The sequence below is a fragment of the Carboxylicivirga mesophila genome, from assembly GCF_018271975.1.
In the GTDB taxonomy this organism is placed as follows: Bacteria; Bacteroidota; Bacteroidia; order Bacteroidales; family Marinilabiliaceae; genus Carboxylicivirga; species Carboxylicivirga mesophila.
Map to the genome: position 1 here is coordinate 1 of NZ_JAGUCN010000027.1, position 21,748 is coordinate 21,748.

Genomic DNA, 21,748 nt, shown 5'->3' on the forward strand with positions numbered 1-21,748 from the left:
GGTCGTGCAAGTAGAGCTTCCGGTCGCATAAGTACTGTCTCCGGTCGGTGATATACCCCTTCCGGTCGTGCAAGTAGAGCTTCCGGTCGCATAAGAACTGTCTCCGGTCGGTGAAATACCCCTTCCGGTCGTGCAAGTAGGGCTTCCGGTCGCACAACTACTATGTCCGGTTGGTACTATACCCTTTCCGGTCGCCAAAGTAGAACGTCCGGTCACGAGATAAGCTACAAAAAAGGGATGCCGAAGCACCCCAATGATTTAGTGTCAATACGCTCTTACACCTATTCTTCCTTTAACGATCGGCGATACGCTTTGGCTCTGTCGCGCTCGTACTTACTCGAATAGCCTTTAGCATGCTCGGGAGCGTTGCGGAAGGCAAATTTACCGTAATCGCGTACCTCGTCCACCACTTCTTTAAGCAGGGTGTAGGCTTTGTCGCGAATCAGCTTACCTTCGTCGTCGCGATACAGATAACCATTGGCTGCCGATAGCACACCACTCATCTCCACACTGCTCAGTGCAAAGCCCTGAGACAAATGATTAATTAATGCCTGCACTTTGTTAAAAAAATTGGCCTGATGCAACACATGTGGTCTTTATTTAGGCATACTACTACTTTTCTAATACAGGAGCGCAGGCGTACTTACAACGGCCTCAACTCACAACCCAACCATGGGCCCATTAGTATTATCAATGAGCATAATTCCCAGATTAACCACCGCTTTTGGATGAGTAATGAGTATTATACTAGCATGCACGTGCCCATTTTACGCACTGGGGTACATGCACGGCTTTTCACTCACCTACTGTTATTGAAGACTTAGCCTTTGCTGTACCCTATAGCACCAGTACTGCATGCACATCACTAAAAATTGCCCGCCAATTGTACCAAACAGCCCACTTATCATATGCGAGTACATATCATTGGTAGTATTCTGCCCATTAATGGTATATGCAAGCACCCTATTGATATTTAGCTGCACCTGCCTGCTGTTTAACACATAAAGGGGGTACTTCTGAAGTACCCTCCCGGGCCATTGATGCCCCCTGCCATTGTTTGAATTCATTACCCTGTGTTTGATTTAAATTTTAATACTCAGATTGAAATAGTCACTTAAAAAGGATTGCAAATTATAGGAGCGTAGGGTTGAGGATTTAGGAGTTGATGCTCGGACTCGCATCTTATTTGTATCGATGCAATCAAATATGCGATCCTTTTTTTTGAGCACTGCGCACTATGCACCGGGCACTAGCTACAGGCTTTCGGACTTTTAATCTCCGGCTCGCACCTTACTTGAATTCTCGCAATCAAAGCGGCGCTCCTTTTACGGACTGCGGACTTTCGGGCTTCGGACTCAATTCTTCTGCCTTCTGCCTCACTACTGACTACTCTCCACTGACCACTCACCACTGACCACTCACCACTGACCACTGACTACTCACCAATAATACCCGTCCAATCAATATTCTTATTACCTTTAGCCTTCAAAATAAACATGGGGTCACCCACGCACGCTTGAGCAAGCCATATGGAGAATACAAGAAACCTGGTTATCATACCCACCTACAACGAGAAAGAAAATATTGAAGCGATTATTGCCGCTGTCTTCAGCCTGCCTCGCCGTTTCGAGGTGCTGATTATCGACGATAATTCGCCCGATGGCACAGCCGGCATCGTGAAGCAACTGATGCAACAGCACGAGGGCCAGCTGCACATACTGGAGCGGGCTGGAAAACTGGGTCTGGGTACTGCCTACATCACCGGTTTTAAGTGGGCCGTGGAGCAAGGTTATGACTATATTTTTGAGATGGATGCCGACTTCTCCCATCCGCCAAAGGACCTGATTAGTCTGCACGATGCCTGCCTGAATGGCGCCGACCTGGCCATTGGCTCGCGCTACATCTCAGGTGTTAATGTGGTGAACTGGCCCATGGGACGTGTACTCATGTCTTATTTTGCATCGGTGTATGTGCGCTTTATCACCGGCATGAAAATAATGGATACCACGGCCGGTTTCAAGTGTTATACCCGAAAGGTATTAGAAACTATCGACCTGGATAACATTAAGCTCAAAGGCTACTCCTTTCAGATTGAAATGAAGTTTACCACCTGGAAATTTGGTTTTAACATTGTGGAGGTACCTATCGTATTTACCGATCGCACACAGGGCACATCCAAAATGAGTGGCGGTATATTTAATGAAGCCGTGTGGGGCGTTATCAAAATGAAGATAGCCAGCTGGTTTAAATCCTACAAACGATAATATAAAGCAGCCGGAACTAACCATCCATCTGTACACATAGGTTCTAACATTGGATTTTGGAAAGAATTCTTAAGAACTTTACAAATCAGCCAACCAAATCCGCTTAGGTGTGTTTGACAATTAGCACATCAACCATTTAAACTGTAAACTCATCAACTTATAAATATGTCGACGCTATTAATAAAAAATGCCACCATCGTTAACGAGGGCAAGAAATTCAACGGAAGTGTTTTAATCGAGAACGACGTGATTAAACAAATCATCACCAATGACGAACTGCCTGCTGCCGATAAGCAGATGGATGCCACTGGACTGCTGTTGCTGCCGGGTGCCATTGATGACCAGGTACACTTTCGCGAACCCGGATTGACCCATAAGGCCAATATCAAAAGTGAATCGAGAGCTGCTGTGGCAGGTGGTATCACCTCGTTTATGGAGATGCCCAACACCAAGCCACAGGCGACCACACATGAGGTGCTGGAAGAAAAATACAAGATAGCAGCCGCCAGCTCAGCTGCCAACTACTCGTTTTTTCTGGGTGCCACCAACGACAATATTGATGAGATACTCAAAACCAATCCGCAAACCGTATGTGGTGTAAAAGTGTTTATGGGTTCATCAACCGGTAACATGCTGGTGGATAACGAAGCCATACTAAGCCGCATTTTTGCCGAGTGCCCCACCCTTATTGCCACGCACTGCGAAGACGAGGATACTATCCAGGAGAATACCACCATTTATAAAAACAAGTTTGGCGAAGATATGCCGTTCAAATACCACCCGGTTATTCGTTCGGCGGAAGCCTGTTATAAATCTTCAAAGAAAGCCTCGGATCTGGCGCGTAAGCACGGTGCCCGTCTCCACATCCTGCACCTGAGCTCAGCCGAAGAGCTGGAGCTGTTGGATCAGGGAATGCCACTAAGCGAAAAGAAAGTAACCGGTGAGGTGTGTGTGCACCACCTGTGGTTTACCGATGCCGACTACGATAAGTATGGATCGCGCATTAAATGGAACCCGGCCGTTAAAGCGGAAAGTGACCGCAACGCGCTGCGCAAAGGTCTGCTAAACGATATTCTGGATGTGGTAGCTACCGACCACGCACCGCATACCATCGAAGAAAAAAACAACAAGTACTTCAGTGCCCCATCGGGTGGCCCACTGGTACAACACGCCCTGGTATCGATGCTGGAAATGGTGAAACAAGGCATCTTCTCCTACGAGCTGGTAACGCAAAAGATGAGTCACAACCCGGCTATATTGTTCCAGATAGATAAGCGTGGTTTCATACGCGAAGGCTACAAGGCCGACCTGGTACTGGTGGACCCCAACAGCAGCTGGGAAGTGAAGCCCGAAAACATACTTTACAAGTGCGGCTGGTCGCCGTTTGAAGGCACTACCTTCTCGCACAAAGTGATGCACACCCTGGTGAATGGTCAACTGGCCTACACCAACGACAAAGTGAATGAGTCCATCAGAGGCGAACGCCTGTCATTCGATCGCTGAGTCTGTTTTCCATGATTAACTCGTGGTTATAATGAGTAACTCTCTACGATTGAAACAATGTCTGAAGGACATTAACAATAATAACCCCGTGCGCAGCGCGGGGTACAACACACAATAATAAACAACCCTGAATAGGGTTGAATGTTGAAAGTTAGCATTAAAGCAATTAATGAAAAAGCAACAATACATAAAGCACATAGTCGTAGCGGCTATGTGCTTTTTTACAATACTACAGGCTTGTAAGCAGAGTCCTTCAGCAGCATCAGGTTCTGGTTCATCAGATGAAGCTCCCGGCATATGCCTGGCCGATACCATCATCTACCCGGTACTGATTAAGAACAATGATCCTTACGACACCTGGACTGAGCAGTGCCTGAGCCGCCTCGAACGGGAGAAGTTTGTAGAGCAGATATTTGACGCTGTGTATAAGCACAAGGCCAAAGCCTACAGCTACAACACCCACGAAGAATTATCGATAAGTGAGGTGAAAGACATTGAAAAGCAGCCCGATTTCAGCCGGGATAAAGTGGCTAAGCTACAGTTCTGGGAAACCTGGCATTTCGATGAGCAACAGCTTATCATGACCAAAAAGGTACAAGCCATATTGCTGGCCTACGAATACCTTTCTGAAGACGGAGAGCTACGTGGCTACAAAGCTGCTTTTTACATTAAGCTAAAGGAGTAGATAAATAGATATAAACCCATTCCCCCATCAACTTCGGCACTTTCCCATGGGGAAGATTTATTGACCTTATCTATTCCAACAAATTAAAACCTGCGACAATCAGCGTCATCTGCGGGAGATAATAATATTTTAAAACTGCCACTCCGAAGCCTTTAACACATAGCGGGCCGTTTTACGGCTCACCTGCGAATCAACCACCTCTTTGCTGGCTATAATTTCTTCAATAGCCGCATCGGTATAATGACGGATGGTTACCAGCTCCATATCTTCGTTGTAACGCACATCAAACTGTATCTGCAATTCATCAATAGCTGCTTTCAGTCGTTTCGAATCATCTACACACACCGAAAAGTTAAGCGCCGAGGTTTGCATCATATTCAGCTTTATCCGGTGCTCCGAGAAAATATGAAAGATATCGCTCAGGCTCTCTTCAATAATAAACGAGAAGTCCTTTGGCGACATAGATATTAACACCTGGTTCGGTTTCAGCACAAATATTGGCTGCAGCTCACCGCTTTGTTCACTACTCTGAATAACTGTACCGCGCTTTTCAGGCTCAATAAAAGAATTCACCAATAGTGGTATCTGCTTATTCTGTAGTGGCTTCAGTGTTTTTGGATGAATCACCTGCGCACCATAATAGGTTAACTCAATGGCTTCCCAATACGAGAGTTCATCAATTTTAACAGCACGCGGATACCACCTTGGGTCAGCATTCAGCACACCCGGCACATCTTTCCATATAGCCAGGCTCTCGGCATCCAGCACATGGGCAATAATGGCACCGGTAAAATCAGAGCCCTCACGCCCCAGGGTTGTTGTCAGGTTGGTTTCAGTTGAACCAATAAATCCCTGTGTAATCACCAGCGGGGCGTCTGTGGCTTTTATTTTTCGCGATAAGAGTTCCTGTGTTAACGGCCAGTCAATATTAGCACTGCGGTAGCAATCATCCGTACGTATGTACTTGCGAATATCCAGCCACTTATTAGTCATGCCCGTTTCATTGAGATAGGTACTGATAATGGTGGTGCTCATCAATTCGCCAAAAGGCACAATCTGATCGTATTCGAAGTCGTAATTCAACGAGGGTTCAGACTCCAGCTTCTGCTCCAGTTGGTTAAACAACTCCTGCAGGCAGGCATTATCCTGCCCAAACAGCTCTTCAACAATCTGCAGATGATACACCTTCACCTCATTGAGTCGCTTAGCCAACTCAACAGCCTGGTTATTCATGTAGGCCTCCACAATGGTCTCCATCGCATTGGTTGTTTTTCCCATGGCCGACACCACCACCACCAGCTGGTCGGCATACCGCTTGATTATCTGAGCCAGGTTTTTAACACCTGCTGCATCCTTTACCGATGCACCTCCAAACTTAAATACTCTCATGCTATAAAATTACATCTTCACATGGTTTCGCAAAAGCACTCGCCACAAATAATTACTTTCAATTTATAACTATTTCCTTTCAATGCACAACAACCGAGGGCTGTCATTGTTAATTATCAAGCATTAGCGTATCTTTCAAACTAATATCTAATTCCAATTTACATGACAAAATTTGAAGTAACCACACTTAACGAATTCATCCTCAAAAGCCAGATGGAGCTTGATTACAAGGCCGACGGAGGCTTCTCACATATGCTGCATCACGTTGGCACTGCCGCACGAATTGTTAACCGCGAAGTGAATAAGGCCGGCCTGGTAGATATACTTGGCGAAGCAGGTAACACCAATGTGCAGGGAGAAGACCAGAAAAAGCTGGACATCATTGCCAATGAGTATTTCATTGATGCCATGCACAGCTGTGGTGAGATATGCGCCATTGCATCGGAGGAGAACGAAAGCTTTGTGTTTTTTGATGATGAGATAGCTAAAAATGCCAAGTATGTGTTCATGATGGACCCATTGGATGGCTCGTCCAACATTGATGTGAACGTATCAATAGGTACCATCTTCTCCATCTACAAGCGCATCACTCCGGAAGGCTCCAAAGCTACCATGGAAGATTTTCTTCAAAGAGGCACCGAACAGGTAGCAGCCGGTTATATACTATATGGCAGCTCAACCATGCTGGTATACACCACCGGTAATGGCGTAAATGGTTTCACCCTCGACCCCTCAATTGGCGAATTCTGTTTGTCGCACCAGCTCATTAAAACACCTGAAGATGGCACCATCTATTCCATCAATGAAGGCAACTACAAGAAGTTCCCGAAAGGGGTAAAGAAATACATCAAATTCTGTCAGGAGCGCGACTCCAAAAGTCACCGCCCCTATTCATCGCGCTATATTGGTTCGCTGGTATCTGACTTCCATCGTAACCTGCTAAAAGGTGGTATTTTTATTTACCCTGAGTTTGAAAACGCACCCACCGGTAAGCTGCGCCTCTTGTACGAGTGCAACCCCATCGCCTTCCTGGCCGAGCAGGCGGGCGGCATGGCTACCAATGGCGAACAGCGCATTATGGAACTAAAACCATCATCGCTTCATCAGCGCACACCTTTTTATACCGGTTCAAAAAACATGGTGGAAAAAGTGGAGAACTACCTTAAGAAATACGGCAAAGACAGCTGATAAAAATACGCGTTTATTTGTTAGAGAAGCAGGTTTTCCTGAGCATCACTGCCGGGGAAACCTGTTTTTTATTGTACAATACTTAGTTTTTCTCTCCTGATATTTTCAACTACTTTTGCAGCAAAACAGTAGATCGTGGAAGTTAGTCAGATACTTGAGTTATACCAGCAAAGCGAACGGGTACACACATTAAAAGCAGCACTTAACAGCAAACAAAGCCGTAGCTGCCTGAAAGGACTGAGCGGAAGTTTAAAAGCGGTGATGCTGGTTTCAGCTGCTGCAGAAGGGCCACACCTGGTGATTCTCAACGACCGCGAAGAGGCCGCCTATCTATATAACGACATTGCACAACTCTGCGGCTCTCAACTTGTTTCCTTCCTGCCTTCTTCCTATAAACGTTCACCCGAATATGGGCAAAAAGACAGCCAGAATGTACTGCTCCGCACCGAAGCATTGAGCCAGTTGCAAAGTGGCCGCAAAGAGCTGTTCGTCTTCACCTACCCCGAAGCTTTGGTAGAAAAGGTGCTCTCGGCCGAGCTGCTCGATGAGAACCGACTCATCATTAACAAAGGCGATCAGCTGAATATCTCCTTCATCACCGATGTACTTAACGAGTACCATTTTCAACGGGTTGATTTTGTGTTTGAACCCGGACAGTATTCGGTACGCGGCAGCATTATTGATGTCTATTCATTTTCGGATGAAGATCCCTATCGCATCGATTTTTTTGGTGATGAAGTTGACAGCATACGTAAGTTCAACCTGGAGAATCAGCTATCAAAAGAAAAGCTGGAGCAGGTGACCATTGTGCCTAACCTCACCGAAAATCAAAACAACAAATCGCTCACTGCCCTATCCGAATACCTGCCCGATAACTGCAAGCTTTGGGTAGATGATTTTGATTTTATTGAGCAGCGCATGAGCCTGATAGCTGATAAAATTGCTGAGCAAACCTACGAGGTGGATGAGGATGATGACAAAATCTACCACTTCCTGGCACCTGAAGACATTTGTCTTTTCCGGGAGTTTTTCAAAGGCTGTCAAAGCTACCCGATTGTGGCAATGAGTAAACCTTCATTATTGGATGATGCAACAACCATTGAGTTTAATACATCGCCACAACCAGTATTCCACAAGAACTTTGAGCTGCTCGAACAAAACCTGAAAGAGAAGCAAAGCGAACAATACGATTGCTACATCTTATCAGATAATCCGAAACAGTTTGAACGCCTCAAAGCCATCTTTCACGATCGGGGCATAAAACTTAAGTACGACGAAATAAACCACAGCCTGCACGAGGGTTTTATAGACCATGATGCCTCGCTATGCTTCTATACCGACCACCAGATTTTTGAGCGTTACCATAAGTTCTCGTTACGCACCGAGAAAGCCAAGGCAGCCCAGCAAGCCATCTCGCTAAAAGAACTTAACCGACTTAATCCCGGCGACTTTGTGGTGCATATCGATCATGGTGTAGGACGCTTTGGTGGCCTGGTAACACAAAACATCAATGGACAACCGCAGGAAGCCATCCGCCTGGTATACCGCGATAACGATGTACTGCTGGTTAACCTCCATTCGCTGCACCGCATCAGTAAATTCAAAGGTAAAGATGGTACGCCTCCAAAAATCAATAAGCTGGGTACAGCCGCCTGGCAAAAGCTAAAAGAGAAAACCAAAAGCAAGGTAAAGGACATTGCCCGCGAGCTAATCGCCTTGTATGCCAAGCGAAAAGCAGAGCCTGGCTTCCGATACTCACCCGACACCTACCTGCAGACCGAGCTGGAAGCCTCCTTCTTTTTTGAAGACACACCCGACCAAACCAAAGCAACGGTAGCCGTTAAAGACGACATGGAGAAAACAACACCCATGGATCGCCTGGTATGTGGTGATGTGGGCTTTGGCAAAACCGAAATTGCCATACGTGCCGCTTTCAAAGCAATAGCGGATAACAAGCAGGTGGCCGTACTGGTACCTACCACCATACTGGCACTGCAGCACTATCAAACGTTTAAGGAACGTCTTAAAGATTTTCCGGCTAATATTGAATACGTCAGTCGACTGCGCAAACCCAAAGACACCAAGGCTGCCCTCAAGAAACTGAAAGAAGGGCAAGTCGATATTTTGATAGGCACCCATCGTCTAACCGGAAAGGATGTGGAGTTTAAAGATCTTGGCCTTCTTATCATCGATGAGGAACAGCGTTTTGGTGTTGCCATTAAAGAAAAGCTGAAACAACTGAAGGTGAATGTGGATACACTGACTTTAACGGCCACTCCTATTCCGCGAACCTTGCAGTTCTCATTGATGGGAGCCCGTGATTTGTCCATCCTCAACACGGCACCACCCAACCGTCATCCCATCATCACCGAACTGCATGTGATGAATGAAGAGATCATCAAAGAAGCCATTCTTTATGAGGTCGAGCGAGGCGGCCAGGTCTTCTTCATCAATAACCGGGTGCAAAACATCCAGGAAGTTGAAGCGATGGTTAACCGCATCTTACCTGAGATTAAGACCGTAGTAGCACACGGACAAATGGAAGGGCCTAAGCTCGAAAGGATTATGCTCGACTTTATTGAAGGGGAATACGATGTATTAATTGCCACCACCATCATTGAATCGGGCCTTGATATACCCAACGCCAACACCATCATCATCAACAATGCACACAACTTCGGCCTAAGTGAATTGCACCAGCTGCGAGGTCGGGTGGGTCGCTCCAACAAAAAGGCCTTTTGCTACCTGATGGCGCCCCCGCTGTCGACATTAACACAGGAGGCTCGTCGTCGTCTGAAGATTGTTGAAGAATTCTCAGACCTGGGCAGTGGCTTTAACATTGCCATGCAGGATTTGGACATCCGGGGTGCCGGCGATGTGCTGGGTGGCGAACAGAGCGGTTTCATCTCTGACATAGGCTACGAAACCTACCAGCGCATCCTTAACGAGGCATTGCTGGAACTGAGAGAAACAGAGTACAAGGAGACCTTCGAAGATGAAGAAAACACTGCTACTCCAACTGTTTTTGTTACCGACTGTCTGATTGAAACTGATACAGAGCTCAGGCTACCTGAAAGCTACATTGAAAACGTAGCTGAACGCATGCACCTGTACAGAGAGCTGGATAACATGGAGGAAGAGGCCGATGTGCTTGCCTTTGAAAACAACCTGATTGATCGCTTTGGCCCTATTCCCGAAGCCGGCCAGCGTTTGTTTGAACTGGTTCGCATCCGCCGCATGGCCAAACAGCTGGGCATTGAGAAAATCATCTTCAAGAATAATTTGTTGTACCTGTACTTTGTGTCCAACCAGGATTCACCATTCTACCAATCGGCCTTGTTTAGCAATACCTTAATGTGGATTCAGCATAACTCGAAGAAAGCCACCATGAAAGAGGGCAAAAGCAAGTTATACCTCATGGTCAGAGATATCCAATCCATCAAAGAAGTAAAAGATTTAGTAAGTGATATGCACGAAAAAATACTGCAATAGCTATTGAGGCATTATTTTAGGCACATACAGCAGTTCGTATACCTCACCAGTGGCATCAAGCACCTCCTCTGCCATAAACACCTGCTGTTTATCGCCATTGGTAAAGGTTAAAACACCATCCCCGGCTGAACTAAACCACTCATCTAACTGGTTAATTCGCAGTCCTAGTAATTTCGTATTATCAAACAGGTGGTGAGGCGCCACTCCTTTCACTTTATGCCGGGCATCGGTGATAAAATAGGGCTGCCCAAGCTTATTCAGGTAATCGAGCAATAACTCTACCCGTTTATGCGCATATACAGCTTTGGAATTATCAACCAAAGTAACCTGCAGCGACTTCTTTTTATTAAAGATGATGGAAGAACCCGAAATCAAAGCAAAAAAGGATTGTCCGTGCACATCCTGCATGGCAATATTAATCTGGTCGAAGCCATGCCCGTGAGCCTTGAAGTTATCAAGCAATGATTCTACCTGCTCCTGATCTTCTTTGTGCACATAATTAAGATAGGGCGATAGCAATACATCCTCCATGTAATGGGTTTTAAACAGATCAAGCGCCAGGTTATTAAGATACTGAATACGCCCCTCACTCAATATCATTAGCGGCATGGATGCTTCGCTGATAAACTGACGATAGCCCCGTTCGCGCTCGCGCTGCTCCTGATCGACCTTGTGCTTGTAGTAAGCCAAATCAATGGCGATACCCAGCTCTTTGCGATTAACAGGCTTCACCAAAAAACCATAGGAATTGGAAACAATCGCCCGTTTTATGACCTGACTGCTCGTATCTGACGAAACATATATAACAGGTATATCCAACTCGCGCCGCAACTGTTCAGCTGTTTGAATCCCATCCATCTCCCCTTCCAGGTGAATATCCATCAATACCACGTCGGGCCTTAGGCGGTGACACAACTCAATAGCGTCCTTTCCGTCAGCACATTTACCAATTAACTCATGACCTAACTCACGCAGGAACATGGTGAAAATTGCCGAGATAAACTTATCGTCTTCTACAACAAGGACTTTTCTCATAAAAGCATCTGAGTTACTAAACAAGCTGCACATTGTTTTGTATCTTGCAGCCGATTAAAAAATTAAAACGAAATACTGATTACCAATACACTTTGTAACGTGAATTTAGTTATTGACCGGGGAAATACACAGTTGAAATATGGGATTTTTGACCAGTGTCAGCTTATCCACTCCGATTTATCTGATTTTCTTGATAAAAAAAACATCAAGCACCTGAATGAAAGATTTCATATCCAGCGCATCATCATATCATCGGTCGTTAAAGAAAGACATGATGAACTGCTAACAAACCTGTCGGCCATTACTCCAACTGTTATTGACCTTGAATACAATACTCCCCTGCCATTTGATTGGCAGTATAACACAAAAGAAACAATCGGAAAGGACAGACTGGCTGCAGTGGCCGGGGCCATCAGTTTGTATCCCAACAACGATCTGCTGGTCATTGATGCAGGCACCGCCATCACTTATGAACTGGTCAGAGATGGTATTTACATGGGCGGAAATATATCACCAGGCTTAAGCATGCGCTTTAAGGCACTTAATCACTTTACCAGTCGCCTGCCGCTTTTGTCAAAAGAAGACAACACACCTCTCATTGGATCATCTACCACTGAAGCTATTACAGCAGGTGTGCAGAATGGTCTTACGTTTGAAATAGATGGTTTGATTGAAGAGCTGTCGCCACAATATGAAAGCCTAAAAACAATTATAACAGGTGGTGATGCAGAATTTTTTGCAAGGAAATTAAAAAATCCCATCTTTGTACATCCTAATTTAGTACTTATTGGACTTAACAGAATACTAGAATACAATGCACAATATATATAAGGTTGTTGTAACTTTCTTACTCGTAGCTTTTGCATCTCATTTAGCTACTGCTCAAAACAGAACATATTCACCATATTCGCGCTACGGACTGGGAGACCTGCAATCAGGAGGATTCGGTCGTAATGCAGCAATGGGGCACACCGGAATAGCGCTGACCAGCTCATACAATTTGAACAATATAAACCCTGCTTCATACTTCAGTATGGACTCCGTTTCATTCTTTTTCGAAGGAGGATTAACAGGTTTTGACCAAAAAATAATGTCAGAAAACTCATCTGCACGTTTTTCGGACATCAACTTTTCCTATTTTGCCATTGGTTATCCGGTATCAAAATGGGGATTTATGTCGATAGGTGTGAAGCCTGAGTCTTTGGCGGGCTATCAGTTTTTTGATGACAATGCTTCCGATGACATTCTGGTAAGTGATGGAAATTACACAAAATCGGACTACATCGGCAGCGGAAATACCACGAAAGCATACGCCGGCTTGGCCCTTAGCCCAATTAAAAATTTATCATTTGGAGCTCATTTCTCCTTCGTTTTCGGAAGCGTTGATCATTACTCAATAGCGCAATTCCCCAATGATCCGTTTGCTTTTAAGCTAGCTACCTCGGAACGAATTTCCATTAATGATTTTTACATGGATTTTGGTGCGCAGTACAAATTCAACCTGAAGGAAAGACATAACATGGTGATAGGAGCCGTTTATCATCCGCAAACAGGCATTAAAGGGAAAGTGAAGAAACTGGTAACCGCCGGAACAAATTTCGATCGTGACGGAACAACCATCATTAACGCTGATACATTGCGTTTTACTGAAACAAAATTTGGTGGTAATGCGTTAGAGCTACCAGAAAAGATAGGTGTGGGAGTTGCATACAACATAGACGATTTAATGACTATTACAGCGGATTACTCGTTAGCACGCTGGAGCGATGCCCAATTCCCAACTTTATCAACATCAACTAATGATCCTGATGCTTTCACCGTTGGCGATGAGCAAAAATTTGCATTTGGAGTAGAATTTATACCAAACTACCGGAGCGCCAGCTTCTACCCTAGCAGAATTAAATACCGCATCGGTACATCCTATACACAAGAGTATTTGGTTACACCACAGAGTGCAGGAGGTGATCACCTGAGAGACTTTGGCATAACTTTTGGAATGGGATTACCATTAAAAAGAAGTAAAACGTCTTTCAACCTTGCATTCGAATGGGGTCAACGAGGTACAACAGATAATAGTTTAATTAAAGAAAACTATATGCGCTTATCAATGAACCTGACGTTACACGAATATTGGTTCATGAAACGGAAATTTGATTAACACTAATACGAAAAACCAGAATACCATGCCAATGAAAATTGCTACATTATTAATCGCAGGGCTCTTATTTACAGGTTCTGCATTTGCTCAAAAAGGAGTAGAAGATGGGTCGAAATTCGGCCATGGAGAAGATAGTTTAAGATGTTTGGAAAATCTTTCACTTTACTACGAGTACTATAAACAAAAAAACTATGCCGAGGCTTTCCCTAAATGGGAGATCGCTTTTAACGAGTGTCCTGCTTCGAATAAGAACTTATATTCGCACGGTGAAAGAATAGTTGAGGCCTTATACATGAAAGAAAAGGATGCAGCTAAAAAAGCTGACTACTACAACCTTTTGATGAAAGTATACGACCAGCGTGCCAAATATTTTGGTAATGACAAAAAATACCCAACTGCTTACATCATGGGTAAAAAAGCCATTACAATGCTACGCCACAACCGCGACAACACTGACGTCATCAAAGAAGCTCAGCCTTTACTGGAAAGCTCATACAAAGAGTTAGGTGTTAAAACACAGTACCCTGCATTGCTGACATACATGATTAACAGTGCAGCTATGTATAAGCTGAATGAGCTGTCGGGTGAGAAACTGGTTGACATTTACACAAATGTGACTGAAACACTGAATACTCAAAAAACAGCATTGCCTAAGTATGCTGACAAAATTCAGGAAACCATTGTAAATGTTGAAAAGATTTTTGCGCAGAGCGGTGCTGCCAACTGCGAAACTTTAGCTGAAATTTTCGGTCCTCAGCTGGCTGATCATACAGATGATTTGGCCTGGTTGAAGCGTGTTAACCGATTATTAGCCAAAGGTGATTGTGGTGAGTCAGAGTTATTCTACCAGTCATCAGAATACCTGCACCGTATTGAACCATCGTCATCATCTGCATTCGGTTTATCACGTATGTACATGAAAACTGGTGATTTGGATAAAGCAGTTAGCTACCTTAACGAAGCAATTTCTTTAGAAGAAGATGCGTATAGCAAAGCTAAGTATCACAACACACTTGGTTTAATCTACATGTCACAGAAGAAATACAGCTTGACTCGTTCAGAAGCCAACAAGGCTATTGCCTTACGTGGAGACTGGGGTGCTCCTTACATCTTAATTGGAAAAGCCTATGCTGCAAGCGCTGCCAGCTACGGTTCTACCGAGTTCGAACACAAAACAGTATACTGGGCAGCCGTTGATCAGTTTGCAAAAGCCAAATCAGTAGATGCTGAAGCAGTGGCTGAAGCCAACGAAAACATCGCCTTGTATTCACAGTATTTCCCTAACACCGAAGAAGTATTCTTCCAGGGACTGAAAGCTGGTGACAGCTATAAGATTGAAGGATGGATTGGCGTAACTACAACTGTTAGAGTTAAAAAGTAAAGCTTTGATACCTTTATTTAAAAAAAATAGAATTCAATCAATACAAACAGCAAGCAGTGCAGTACTGCTTGCTGTTTATTTTTTGCTATCAGCCTGCCAGTCTAACAAGCCGGAGGCGATTGCTGCCATCACTAACCGCGAAGATATTCCGTCACTAATAGTAGAAGAGCTGGAAACTACAATTACCGATTCAGGTAAAGTGAAGATTCGGTTTATAACCCCTGAGATGCTCCAATACGATCGCAAAAAAGAACCTTACCGGGACTTCCCCAAGGGTTTGCACTGCATTATGTACCAGAGTAACGGAGAAATTGATGCCCAGATAAAATGTCGCAACGCTATCTACTACGATAAAGAAGAGCTCTGGGAACTAAACATTGATGTGGAAGCCATCAACCAAAAAGGAGAGGTACTAAGTACTGAGCAGCTTTTCTGGGATATGAAAACAAAAAAGATCTATTCGGAGAAATTTGTGACCATCACACAAGGGCCCAATGTATATACAGGTACTGGTATGGAAGCTGACCAGAATATGGATAACTGGCGGATAAAGAACCTGACCGGTGATTTGGAACTGGAAGAATAACCTTATATCATTGCTTTTTTCTAACTTGCCTGTCTAAGAAGTCTGCGACTTAAATGAACGAATATCTCATCATCACACTCACTCTTGTATTATCCGCTTTCTTTTCAGGATGTGAGATGGCTTTTTTCAGCTCCAACAAGCTGCTACTAGAGCTTAATAAAAAGAAACACCCGATACCCGCCGGAATCATTGATCGATTTGTAAGGAATCCCGGCATGTTTTTATCAACCATACTGATAGGTAACAACGTTGCACTGGTAATTTACGGTTTGTATATGGCCGATTTAATAGAACCGATCATTAGTCAGTATATCGAATCAAATATTGCCCTGCTACTGATTCAAACCACCTTTTCAACCCTTATCATCCTGATAACAGCAGAGTTCCTACCCAAAACGCTATTCAGAATACACCCAACCTTCATCTTAAACGTTTTTGCAGTGCCACTGCTGGTATTTTATGCGCTTTTTTACCCAATCAGCAGCCTCACCATGGGCATTTCACGCTTTATTATTAAGAAGGTGCTAAAAGCCAGGACCAGTCCAGAGCAAGGTCAATGGATGCTGGGAAAAGTAGATCTGGATGATCTTCTCACCGAGCACCACGAAAAAAGTGATAAAGACGACCAGGGAGCCAACGAAATTAAGCTGCTTAAAAACGCACTGGACTTTACCAAACTAAAGATTAGAGAGTGTATTATACCGCGTACCGACCTTCAGGTAATTGAAGTAAACGAAGAAATTGAGCCGCTGCGTAAGCAGTTTATGGAAACAGGCTTATCAAAAATACTGGTTTACAAAGACAGTATTGACAACATTATCGGTTATGTGCATGTCTCCTCGCTGTTTAAGCACCCAAAGAAATTACGCAACATCGTTAGCCCCATTTCCATCATACCGGAAACCATGACGGCCAATCAGGCATTGGAACTATTTACCAAAGAACACAAAAGTATTGCGCTGGTGGTGGACGAGTTTGGTGGAACAGCCGGCATTGTAACACTGGAGGATATTTTGGAGGAGATTTTCGGGGAGATTAACGATGAGCACGATGTAATGGAACACATCGAGGAACAGGTGGGCGACAATGACTACCTGTTTTCTGCCCGACTGGAGATAGACTACCTCAATGAGAAATACCCGTTTCAGCTACCTCAATCGGAGGAATACGAAACCATTGCCGGACTGATACTTTTCCATAATCAGTCGATACCTGAAGTGGAGGACATTATCAGCATCGAACACTTTACTTTTGAAATTATAGAAGCCAGCAATGCCAAAATTGAACTGGTAAAAGTCAGTTATCAGCAAGATTAAACAAGCAGCAAAAACTTTATTGTTGCAAAGATGAATGCAACTCTTCGTGTGTCTCATTTTTTTGTATATTCGTAACCTGATTTTGAAATCTACATAATTTTTTAAGTAATAACAGAATGGCAACATTAGAGAGAATTAGAAATAAATCTGGATTACTCATCATCGTCATTGCGATTGGACTTTTGGCCTTCCTCCTGGGAGACTTAATGAGTTCGGGAGATTCCATTTTTAGAAGACGTAACATGCAGATTGCAGAAATTAATGGAACATCTGTATCTTATCCTGAATATCAAAACTATGTAACTGAACTTGAGGATTATTATAAGCTGAACTCTCGTTCATCAGCATTGGATGAAAACACATCATACCAGATTCGTGAGCAAGCCTGGAACCAAATGGTTCAGGATATTATCATGAACGAAAAATATGACGACTTAGGTATTGCAGTAACGTCTGACGAAATTTTTGAGATGGCAACCGGTAAGAATGTTCACCCTCAGATTCGTCAAATGTTTACCAACCCACAAACCGGTGTTTTTGACAGAGCGCAGGTAATTAACTTCCTACAGCAAAAGAACTTAGATCCCAACGCTAACTTTTACTGGTTATTCCTTGAAAAACAAATCAAGAAAGAGCGTTTATTTGCTAAATACCGTGAATTAATCAAGAAGGGTATGTATGTAACAACAGCTCAGGCAAAAGCTGAAGCTGAAGCTAAAGCAAATAAGGTGGACTTTGATTTTGTAGTAAAGCGTTACTCTGCAGTTCCTGATTCAGCTGTTACAGTATCAGAAAGCGATGTAAAGAACTACTATAACGCTCACAAAGAAAACTACAAGCAAGAAGCAACCAGAGAAGTGGCTTACATTTCTTTTGATGTGGTGCCTTCAGATGAAGACCGTCAAATGGCTAAAGAGTGGATTGAGAACTCAAAAGTTGAATTCGCTAACCCACAGACCGACGCTATCCAGTATGTAAACATGAACTCGGAGTCAAACTACATCCCTCGCAACCTCAAGTTTGAGCAATTAAGCTCAACGCTTCAGGGATTTGTGCAGGGTGCTTCAGAAAATGAGGTTTATGGTCCATACCTGGAAAACGAAACATACAAACTGTCGCGCATTGTAGCTATTAAGCAAATGCCTGATTCAGTTAAAGCCCGTCATATTTTAGTGAATGATCCGGCATTGGCTGATAGTTTATTTGCCTTGGTTAAAGGTGGAGCCAATTTTGCTGAGATTGCCCGTGCCAATTCAGCGGATCAAGGTTCAGCTATTAACGGCGGTGACTTAGGTTGGTTTGCTGAAGGAACCATGGTTCAGCCTTTTAATGATGCTTGCTTTGAAAATCCAAAGGGGGCAATCGTAAAAGTAGAGTCACAATTCGGTATTCACATCATTAACGTTCAGGATAAAGGCAAGCCGGTTACTAAATACAACATTGCCACCTTAGAGCGTAATATTACCTACAGTTCAAAAACTAACCAGCAGGTGTATGCTCAGGCAGCCAAATTTGCTTCAATGAACAACACTTTTGAGAAGTTTGACGAAGCCATTACAGCTGATAATCTAGTGAAGCGTTATGGCAGAAGCATAAAAGCTAATGACCGCACTGTAAATAATATGCAACACTCGCGCGAAATGGTACGTTGGGCTTTTGAAGCTGGCATGAACGAAATGTCTCCAATCTTCGAGTTTGGTGATTCATATATCATTGCTTTTGTTACAGGAGCTAAAGAAGAAGGTTATCAATCAGTAGCTGCTGTTAAGAGCTCTATTGAGCGCCGCCTGCGTAACGACAAGAAAGCTGAAGTATTAATTACTGAGTTGAATAACAAAAAACAAGGTAATGACATTGCTGCTTTAGCATCTGCTATTGACAGTGAAGTGATGACTGCCAGCCAAATTGATTTTGGAGCTTTCCAGGTACCAGGAGCTGGTGTTGAGCCTGCATTGGTTGCCCTTGCCACAAGCTCAAAAGTAGGTGAAGTAAGCACTCCGGTAGCCGGAAACAATGGCGTTTATGCTGTTAAGGTAAATAACGTTACCAACAACACTGTGACTGTAGAAGATGAAAAAGCTCAATTATCACAAAGCGTTGGATTCAAAGTAGATTACCAAGCTACTGAAGCAATCCGTAGCAAAGCTGAGATTACTGACGAAAGAAGTAAATTCTTTTAATCTATAATAAAAGCACAAAGAGGAAGCGGAGCCTAAAAGCTCCGCTTTTTTTATTCCTTCGTAAAAGTTCAATCAGGTTTTAAGTACTCAGACTTCCACCTCAGAAGCATCCTTACAAACCAACACCTGGTTTGATAAACCTAACTGACTGATGTACTCTTCGACCACTTTTTGAGTATAATTACCCCTGACACGCAAAACCAGCTCTGCAGGAATAGTACCATACAGCTGAAAAAAGTGATGAACTGAAGCGGGCGAAGTAAATACCACCCCATAAAAATCTTCCAGATTATGCCTTACCGCCTTATCGGGCAAAACACTTTTGTAAAGCTTTAACTCATATGGATGACACCCGATGCTCTCAATGCCCTTTGGTAATTTAGCCAGTCCCTTATCGGAGCACGGCAATAATACCGACTCATTACTGACCTTAGCTTCTTTCAAGGCTTCTAGAATACCTTGCCATGAGTTTCCTCCAGAAGCAGGCTTTACGTTCAATCCATACTGCATCAGTGCCTCAGACGTTGAAACTCCAATGGATGTTAACTCATTCCTGTATAAGACTCTGGTATCTAACCCGAGCGAGAAGAGTGCTTGTATAAAATGATGCACAGCATAGGGCGATGCAAACACAATGCGGTCAAAAGCCTTTATATTCTGAAGCATCCGAGTGGATTTCTCATCCAGAGTTAATGGCTGCAATTCTGTCAAAGGATTGTGCACTACACTTCCTTCTTCCTTAAAATACTTCAGATCCAGACCTGTGTACAACCATTTTTTGGCCGGCAAATAACCATTCTGTCCAGCCGATTGTCCAACAAGCAATAATGCTGGTGCAGGCAATACTGTTTTGCTGGTCAATAACTCGTCAAGCGTATAGCGCCGGATTTCCTTATCGGGTAATGAAGCATTTCGTACACAAACAACAGGTGTATTACCAGGCCATCCTTCTTTGACCAATCGCCTTGCCCAGGACTTCTGCTGAGAGGCGCCCATATAAAAAACCAGTGTATCGGCCTTAGGCAGCTGGTTATACAGGGCATCATGACCAAGCGTAAAAGCCACTGAGGTGCTGGTCCCACGCGACGTGAGCGGTACAACCGCATCAGCAGCTGCAGCCAAAGCAGATGTTATGCCGGGAACAATTTCTACATCCACCAGACGCTGTCTTAGATAGTGATACTCCTCACCTCCTCTTCCAAAAATTAAAGGATCACCACCCTTCAGACGCAACACCTTTTTTCCTTCCAGCACAGCCTTGTACAAGAGCGCATTAATGGTTCCCTGGTGCGCACTGTGCTTTCCCTTTCGCTTCCCCACATATATTTTCTCCGCTTTGTATGCACTCAGGTAAGCATCGTCCAGCAAATCATCATGAAAAATAATATCAGCCTCCTCAATTAAACGCTGCGTTTTGATAGTGAGCAACTCCGGGTTTCCGGGGCCAAAACCAGCAATAGCTACACGCCCATATCCTATGCGTAAGTCGCTCTCCAGCTGTGAAAATAATTGTGCCTTCTCCTGATTCAGACCAAGTAACAGAAGCGGATTGAGCATATCGGTCTCATTAGCCAATACAGCCACAACACTTACCTCGTCATGAATGGGATAATGCACCTTATCAGTTGGCACAACGATACAGTCAACTCCTTTCATCAGCATAGCCATCAACTGTTGCGTATCCAGTCGATTCTCATACCGATGACTACTCACCATGATCTCTGTCCCCTTGGGCAACACCGTATTTAGCTGGTGATATATACTATTGAAAACGGGTGCTAGTATCTGTACCTGTATTTGCATCTGATTATTTCTTTAAAGGTTAAGACTTTTGACTGGCAGCATGAAACTCCTGCCGAAAAATTTCCTTGGTTTTCGAGCTGCCAATCTGATTGCTTTGCGCCAAATCACGAATCTGGTTGCGCCAGTGAATGGCGGCAAACACATTCTCACCATTAGAGCTCACTGCTACAGTCATATTATCCTGTTTATAAATGGCCGGCGAAACAAAGTCACAATTCCCGGGCTTATCCACCACATTAACAATGGAACGTCTGGCTTTGCCATCTTCACGAATCCGGCTGTTCAAAGCACTGTCATTAGTGGCGGCATACACCAAAAGATGGCCATCCAGGTCGCTCGGTTCATATTCCTTTTCAACAACCTCTATAAAACTGCGCTGTCGAATTTCGGGCACCACCTCTTTGGCAATGATCTTAATCTGATGAGTAAAGCGCTCAAGCGATTCAATTTTATGAATGGCCACTTTACCCCCACCTATTATCAGGATGGTCTCGTCTTCGATATTGATACTAATGGGTAAAAAATTCATATGTGCCTATTTTATATCTGGTAGTCTGGTTCAATCTTTTCCTGCCCTATTTTTATGCGATTCCAGAGTCGTTCGTGCAGGTAATAGAGCAAGAGCTTGGTAAACACCTCCACCATGCTGATGGAGGCCGCCAAGCCAATGCGTCCTGTAACCAGCCACGAGACCAGAAAGGTGTCGATGGTACCTGTCACCCGCCACGATATGGTTTTGATGATGCTTCGGTATCGTTTGTCTTTCAT

18 protein-coding genes are annotated in these 21,748 nt (G+C 44.0%); 11 read left to right on the forward strand and 7 right to left on the reverse strand.

Annotated features, from left to right (window positions below; genetic code table 11):
* Nucleotides 1–281 precede the first annotated feature (281 nt).
* On the reverse strand, nucleotides 282–557 hold the full coding sequence (locus KEM09_RS18460) for a hypothetical protein (protein ID WP_212230557.1): 276 nt from the start codon (nucleotides 555–557) through the stop codon (nucleotides 282–284).
* Nucleotides 558–809: 252 nt separating this feature from the next.
* The gene (locus KEM09_RS18465) at nucleotides 810–1,067 is read right to left on the reverse strand and encodes a hypothetical protein (RefSeq protein WP_212230558.1); all 258 of its coding nucleotides are present in this window, start codon (nucleotides 1,065–1,067) and stop codon (nucleotides 810–812) included.
* A 462-nt stretch (nucleotides 1,068–1,529) separates the two neighbouring features.
* Between KEM09_RS18465 and KEM09_RS18470 the strand changes: the two genes are divergently transcribed.
* The 3 genes from KEM09_RS18470 to KEM09_RS18480 all read left to right on the forward strand — a co-directional run bounded on the left by KEM09_RS18470 (nucleotide 1,530) and on the right by KEM09_RS18480 (nucleotide 4,452).
* On the forward strand, nucleotides 1,530–2,264 hold the full coding sequence (locus KEM09_RS18470; RefSeq protein ID WP_212230559.1) for a polyprenol monophosphomannose synthase: 735 nt from the start codon (nucleotides 1,530–1,532) through the stop codon (nucleotides 2,262–2,264).
* Between the two features lie 165 nt (nucleotides 2,265–2,429).
* Nucleotides 2,430–3,767, forward strand: coding sequence for a dihydroorotase (locus tag KEM09_RS18475; protein WP_212230560.1), 1,338 nt, complete (start codon nucleotides 2,430–2,432; stop codon nucleotides 3,765–3,767).
* A gap of 169 nt (nucleotides 3,768–3,936) precedes the next feature.
* Nucleotides 3,937–4,452: a hypothetical protein gene (locus KEM09_RS18480; RefSeq protein WP_212230561.1), complete on the forward strand. Its 516-nt coding sequence runs from the start codon at nucleotides 3,937–3,939 to the stop codon at nucleotides 4,450–4,452.
* Nucleotides 4,453–4,581: 129 nt separating this feature from the next.
* On the opposite strand, the gene KEM09_RS18485 is transcribed toward KEM09_RS18480, so the two are convergent.
* Complete coding sequence (locus tag KEM09_RS18485) at nucleotides 4,582–5,841, reverse strand: aspartate kinase (RefSeq protein ID WP_212230562.1); 1,260 nt, start codon at nucleotides 5,839–5,841, stop codon at nucleotides 4,582–4,584.
* A gap of 162 nt (nucleotides 5,842–6,003) precedes the next feature.
* Between KEM09_RS18485 and fbp the strand changes: the two genes are divergently transcribed.
* Nucleotides 6,004–7,029, forward strand: coding sequence for a class 1 fructose-bisphosphatase (gene fbp / locus KEM09_RS18490; protein WP_212188122.1), 1,026 nt, complete (start codon nucleotides 6,004–6,006; stop codon nucleotides 7,027–7,029).
* Between the two features lie 135 nt (nucleotides 7,030–7,164).
* A complete protein-coding gene (gene mfd, locus KEM09_RS18495; protein WP_342344013.1) occupies nucleotides 7,165–10,521 on the forward strand; it encodes a transcription-repair coupling factor in 3,357 nt (1,118 codons plus the stop codon).
* Here mfd and KEM09_RS18500 read toward each other — a convergent pair whose 3' ends face one another.
* Nucleotides 10,522–11,556: a response regulator gene (locus tag KEM09_RS18500; protein WP_212230564.1), complete on the reverse strand. Its 1,035-nt coding sequence runs from the start codon at nucleotides 11,554–11,556 to the stop codon at nucleotides 10,522–10,524.
* Between the two features lie 99 nt (nucleotides 11,557–11,655).
* Here KEM09_RS18500 and KEM09_RS18505 point away from each other — a divergent pair, with 99 nt between their 5' ends.
* From KEM09_RS18505 to KEM09_RS18530, 6 genes are all read left to right on the forward strand, one after another.
* Entirely contained in the window at nucleotides 11,656–12,387 is a 732-nt protein-coding gene (locus tag KEM09_RS18505) for a type III pantothenate kinase (protein ID WP_212230566.1), read from the forward strand.
* Nucleotides 12,371–13,714 carry a BamG family beta-barrel-assembly machinery protein gene (bamG, locus tag KEM09_RS18510; RefSeq protein WP_212230568.1) on the forward strand — a complete coding sequence of 448 codons (1,344 nt, stop codon included), beginning with the start codon at nucleotides 12,371–12,373 and terminating at the stop codon, nucleotides 13,712–13,714. Before KEM09_RS18505 ends, bamG begins: the two co-directional genes overlap by 17 nt.
* 25 nt (nucleotides 13,715–13,739) lie before the next feature.
* The gene (locus KEM09_RS18515) at nucleotides 13,740–15,095 is read left to right on the forward strand and encodes a tetratricopeptide repeat protein (RefSeq protein WP_244825104.1); all 1,356 of its coding nucleotides are present in this window, start codon (nucleotides 13,740–13,742) and stop codon (nucleotides 15,093–15,095) included.
* Between the two features lie 4 nt (nucleotides 15,096–15,099).
* The gene (gene lptC, locus KEM09_RS18520; protein ID WP_212230570.1) at nucleotides 15,100–15,681 is read left to right on the forward strand and encodes an LPS export ABC transporter periplasmic protein LptC; all 582 of its coding nucleotides are present in this window, start codon (nucleotides 15,100–15,102) and stop codon (nucleotides 15,679–15,681) included.
* A 53-nt stretch (nucleotides 15,682–15,734) separates the two neighbouring features.
* On the forward strand, nucleotides 15,735–16,997 hold the full coding sequence (locus tag KEM09_RS18525) for a hemolysin family protein (RefSeq protein ID WP_212230571.1): 1,263 nt from the start codon (nucleotides 15,735–15,737) through the stop codon (nucleotides 16,995–16,997).
* 116 nt (nucleotides 16,998–17,113) lie between these two features.
* Complete coding sequence (locus KEM09_RS18530) at nucleotides 17,114–19,177, forward strand: peptidylprolyl isomerase (RefSeq protein WP_212230572.1); 2,064 nt, start codon at nucleotides 17,114–17,116, stop codon at nucleotides 19,175–19,177.
* A gap of 87 nt (nucleotides 19,178–19,264) precedes the next feature.
* Here the strand turns inward: KEM09_RS18530 and cobA are convergent, their stop codons facing one another.
* Genes cobA through KEM09_RS18545 form a run of 3 tightly spaced genes read right to left on the reverse strand, consistent with a single transcriptional unit; the run spans nucleotide 19,265 to nucleotide 21,748 of the window.
* Nucleotides 19,265–20,980 carry a uroporphyrinogen-III C-methyltransferase gene (gene cobA, locus KEM09_RS18535; RefSeq protein ID WP_212230573.1) on the reverse strand — a complete coding sequence of 572 codons (1,716 nt, stop codon included), beginning with the start codon at nucleotides 20,978–20,980 and terminating at the stop codon, nucleotides 19,265–19,267.
* A gap of 19 nt (nucleotides 20,981–20,999) precedes the next feature.
* Nucleotides 21,000–21,509 carry a precorrin-2 dehydrogenase/sirohydrochlorin ferrochelatase family protein gene (locus tag KEM09_RS18540; protein ID WP_212230574.1) on the reverse strand — a complete coding sequence of 170 codons (510 nt, stop codon included), beginning with the start codon at nucleotides 21,507–21,509 and terminating at the stop codon, nucleotides 21,000–21,002.
* Nucleotides 21,510–21,520: 11 nt separating this feature from the next.
* Complete coding sequence (locus KEM09_RS18545) at nucleotides 21,521–21,748, reverse strand: DUF2061 domain-containing protein (RefSeq protein WP_212188133.1); 228 nt, start codon at nucleotides 21,746–21,748, stop codon at nucleotides 21,521–21,523.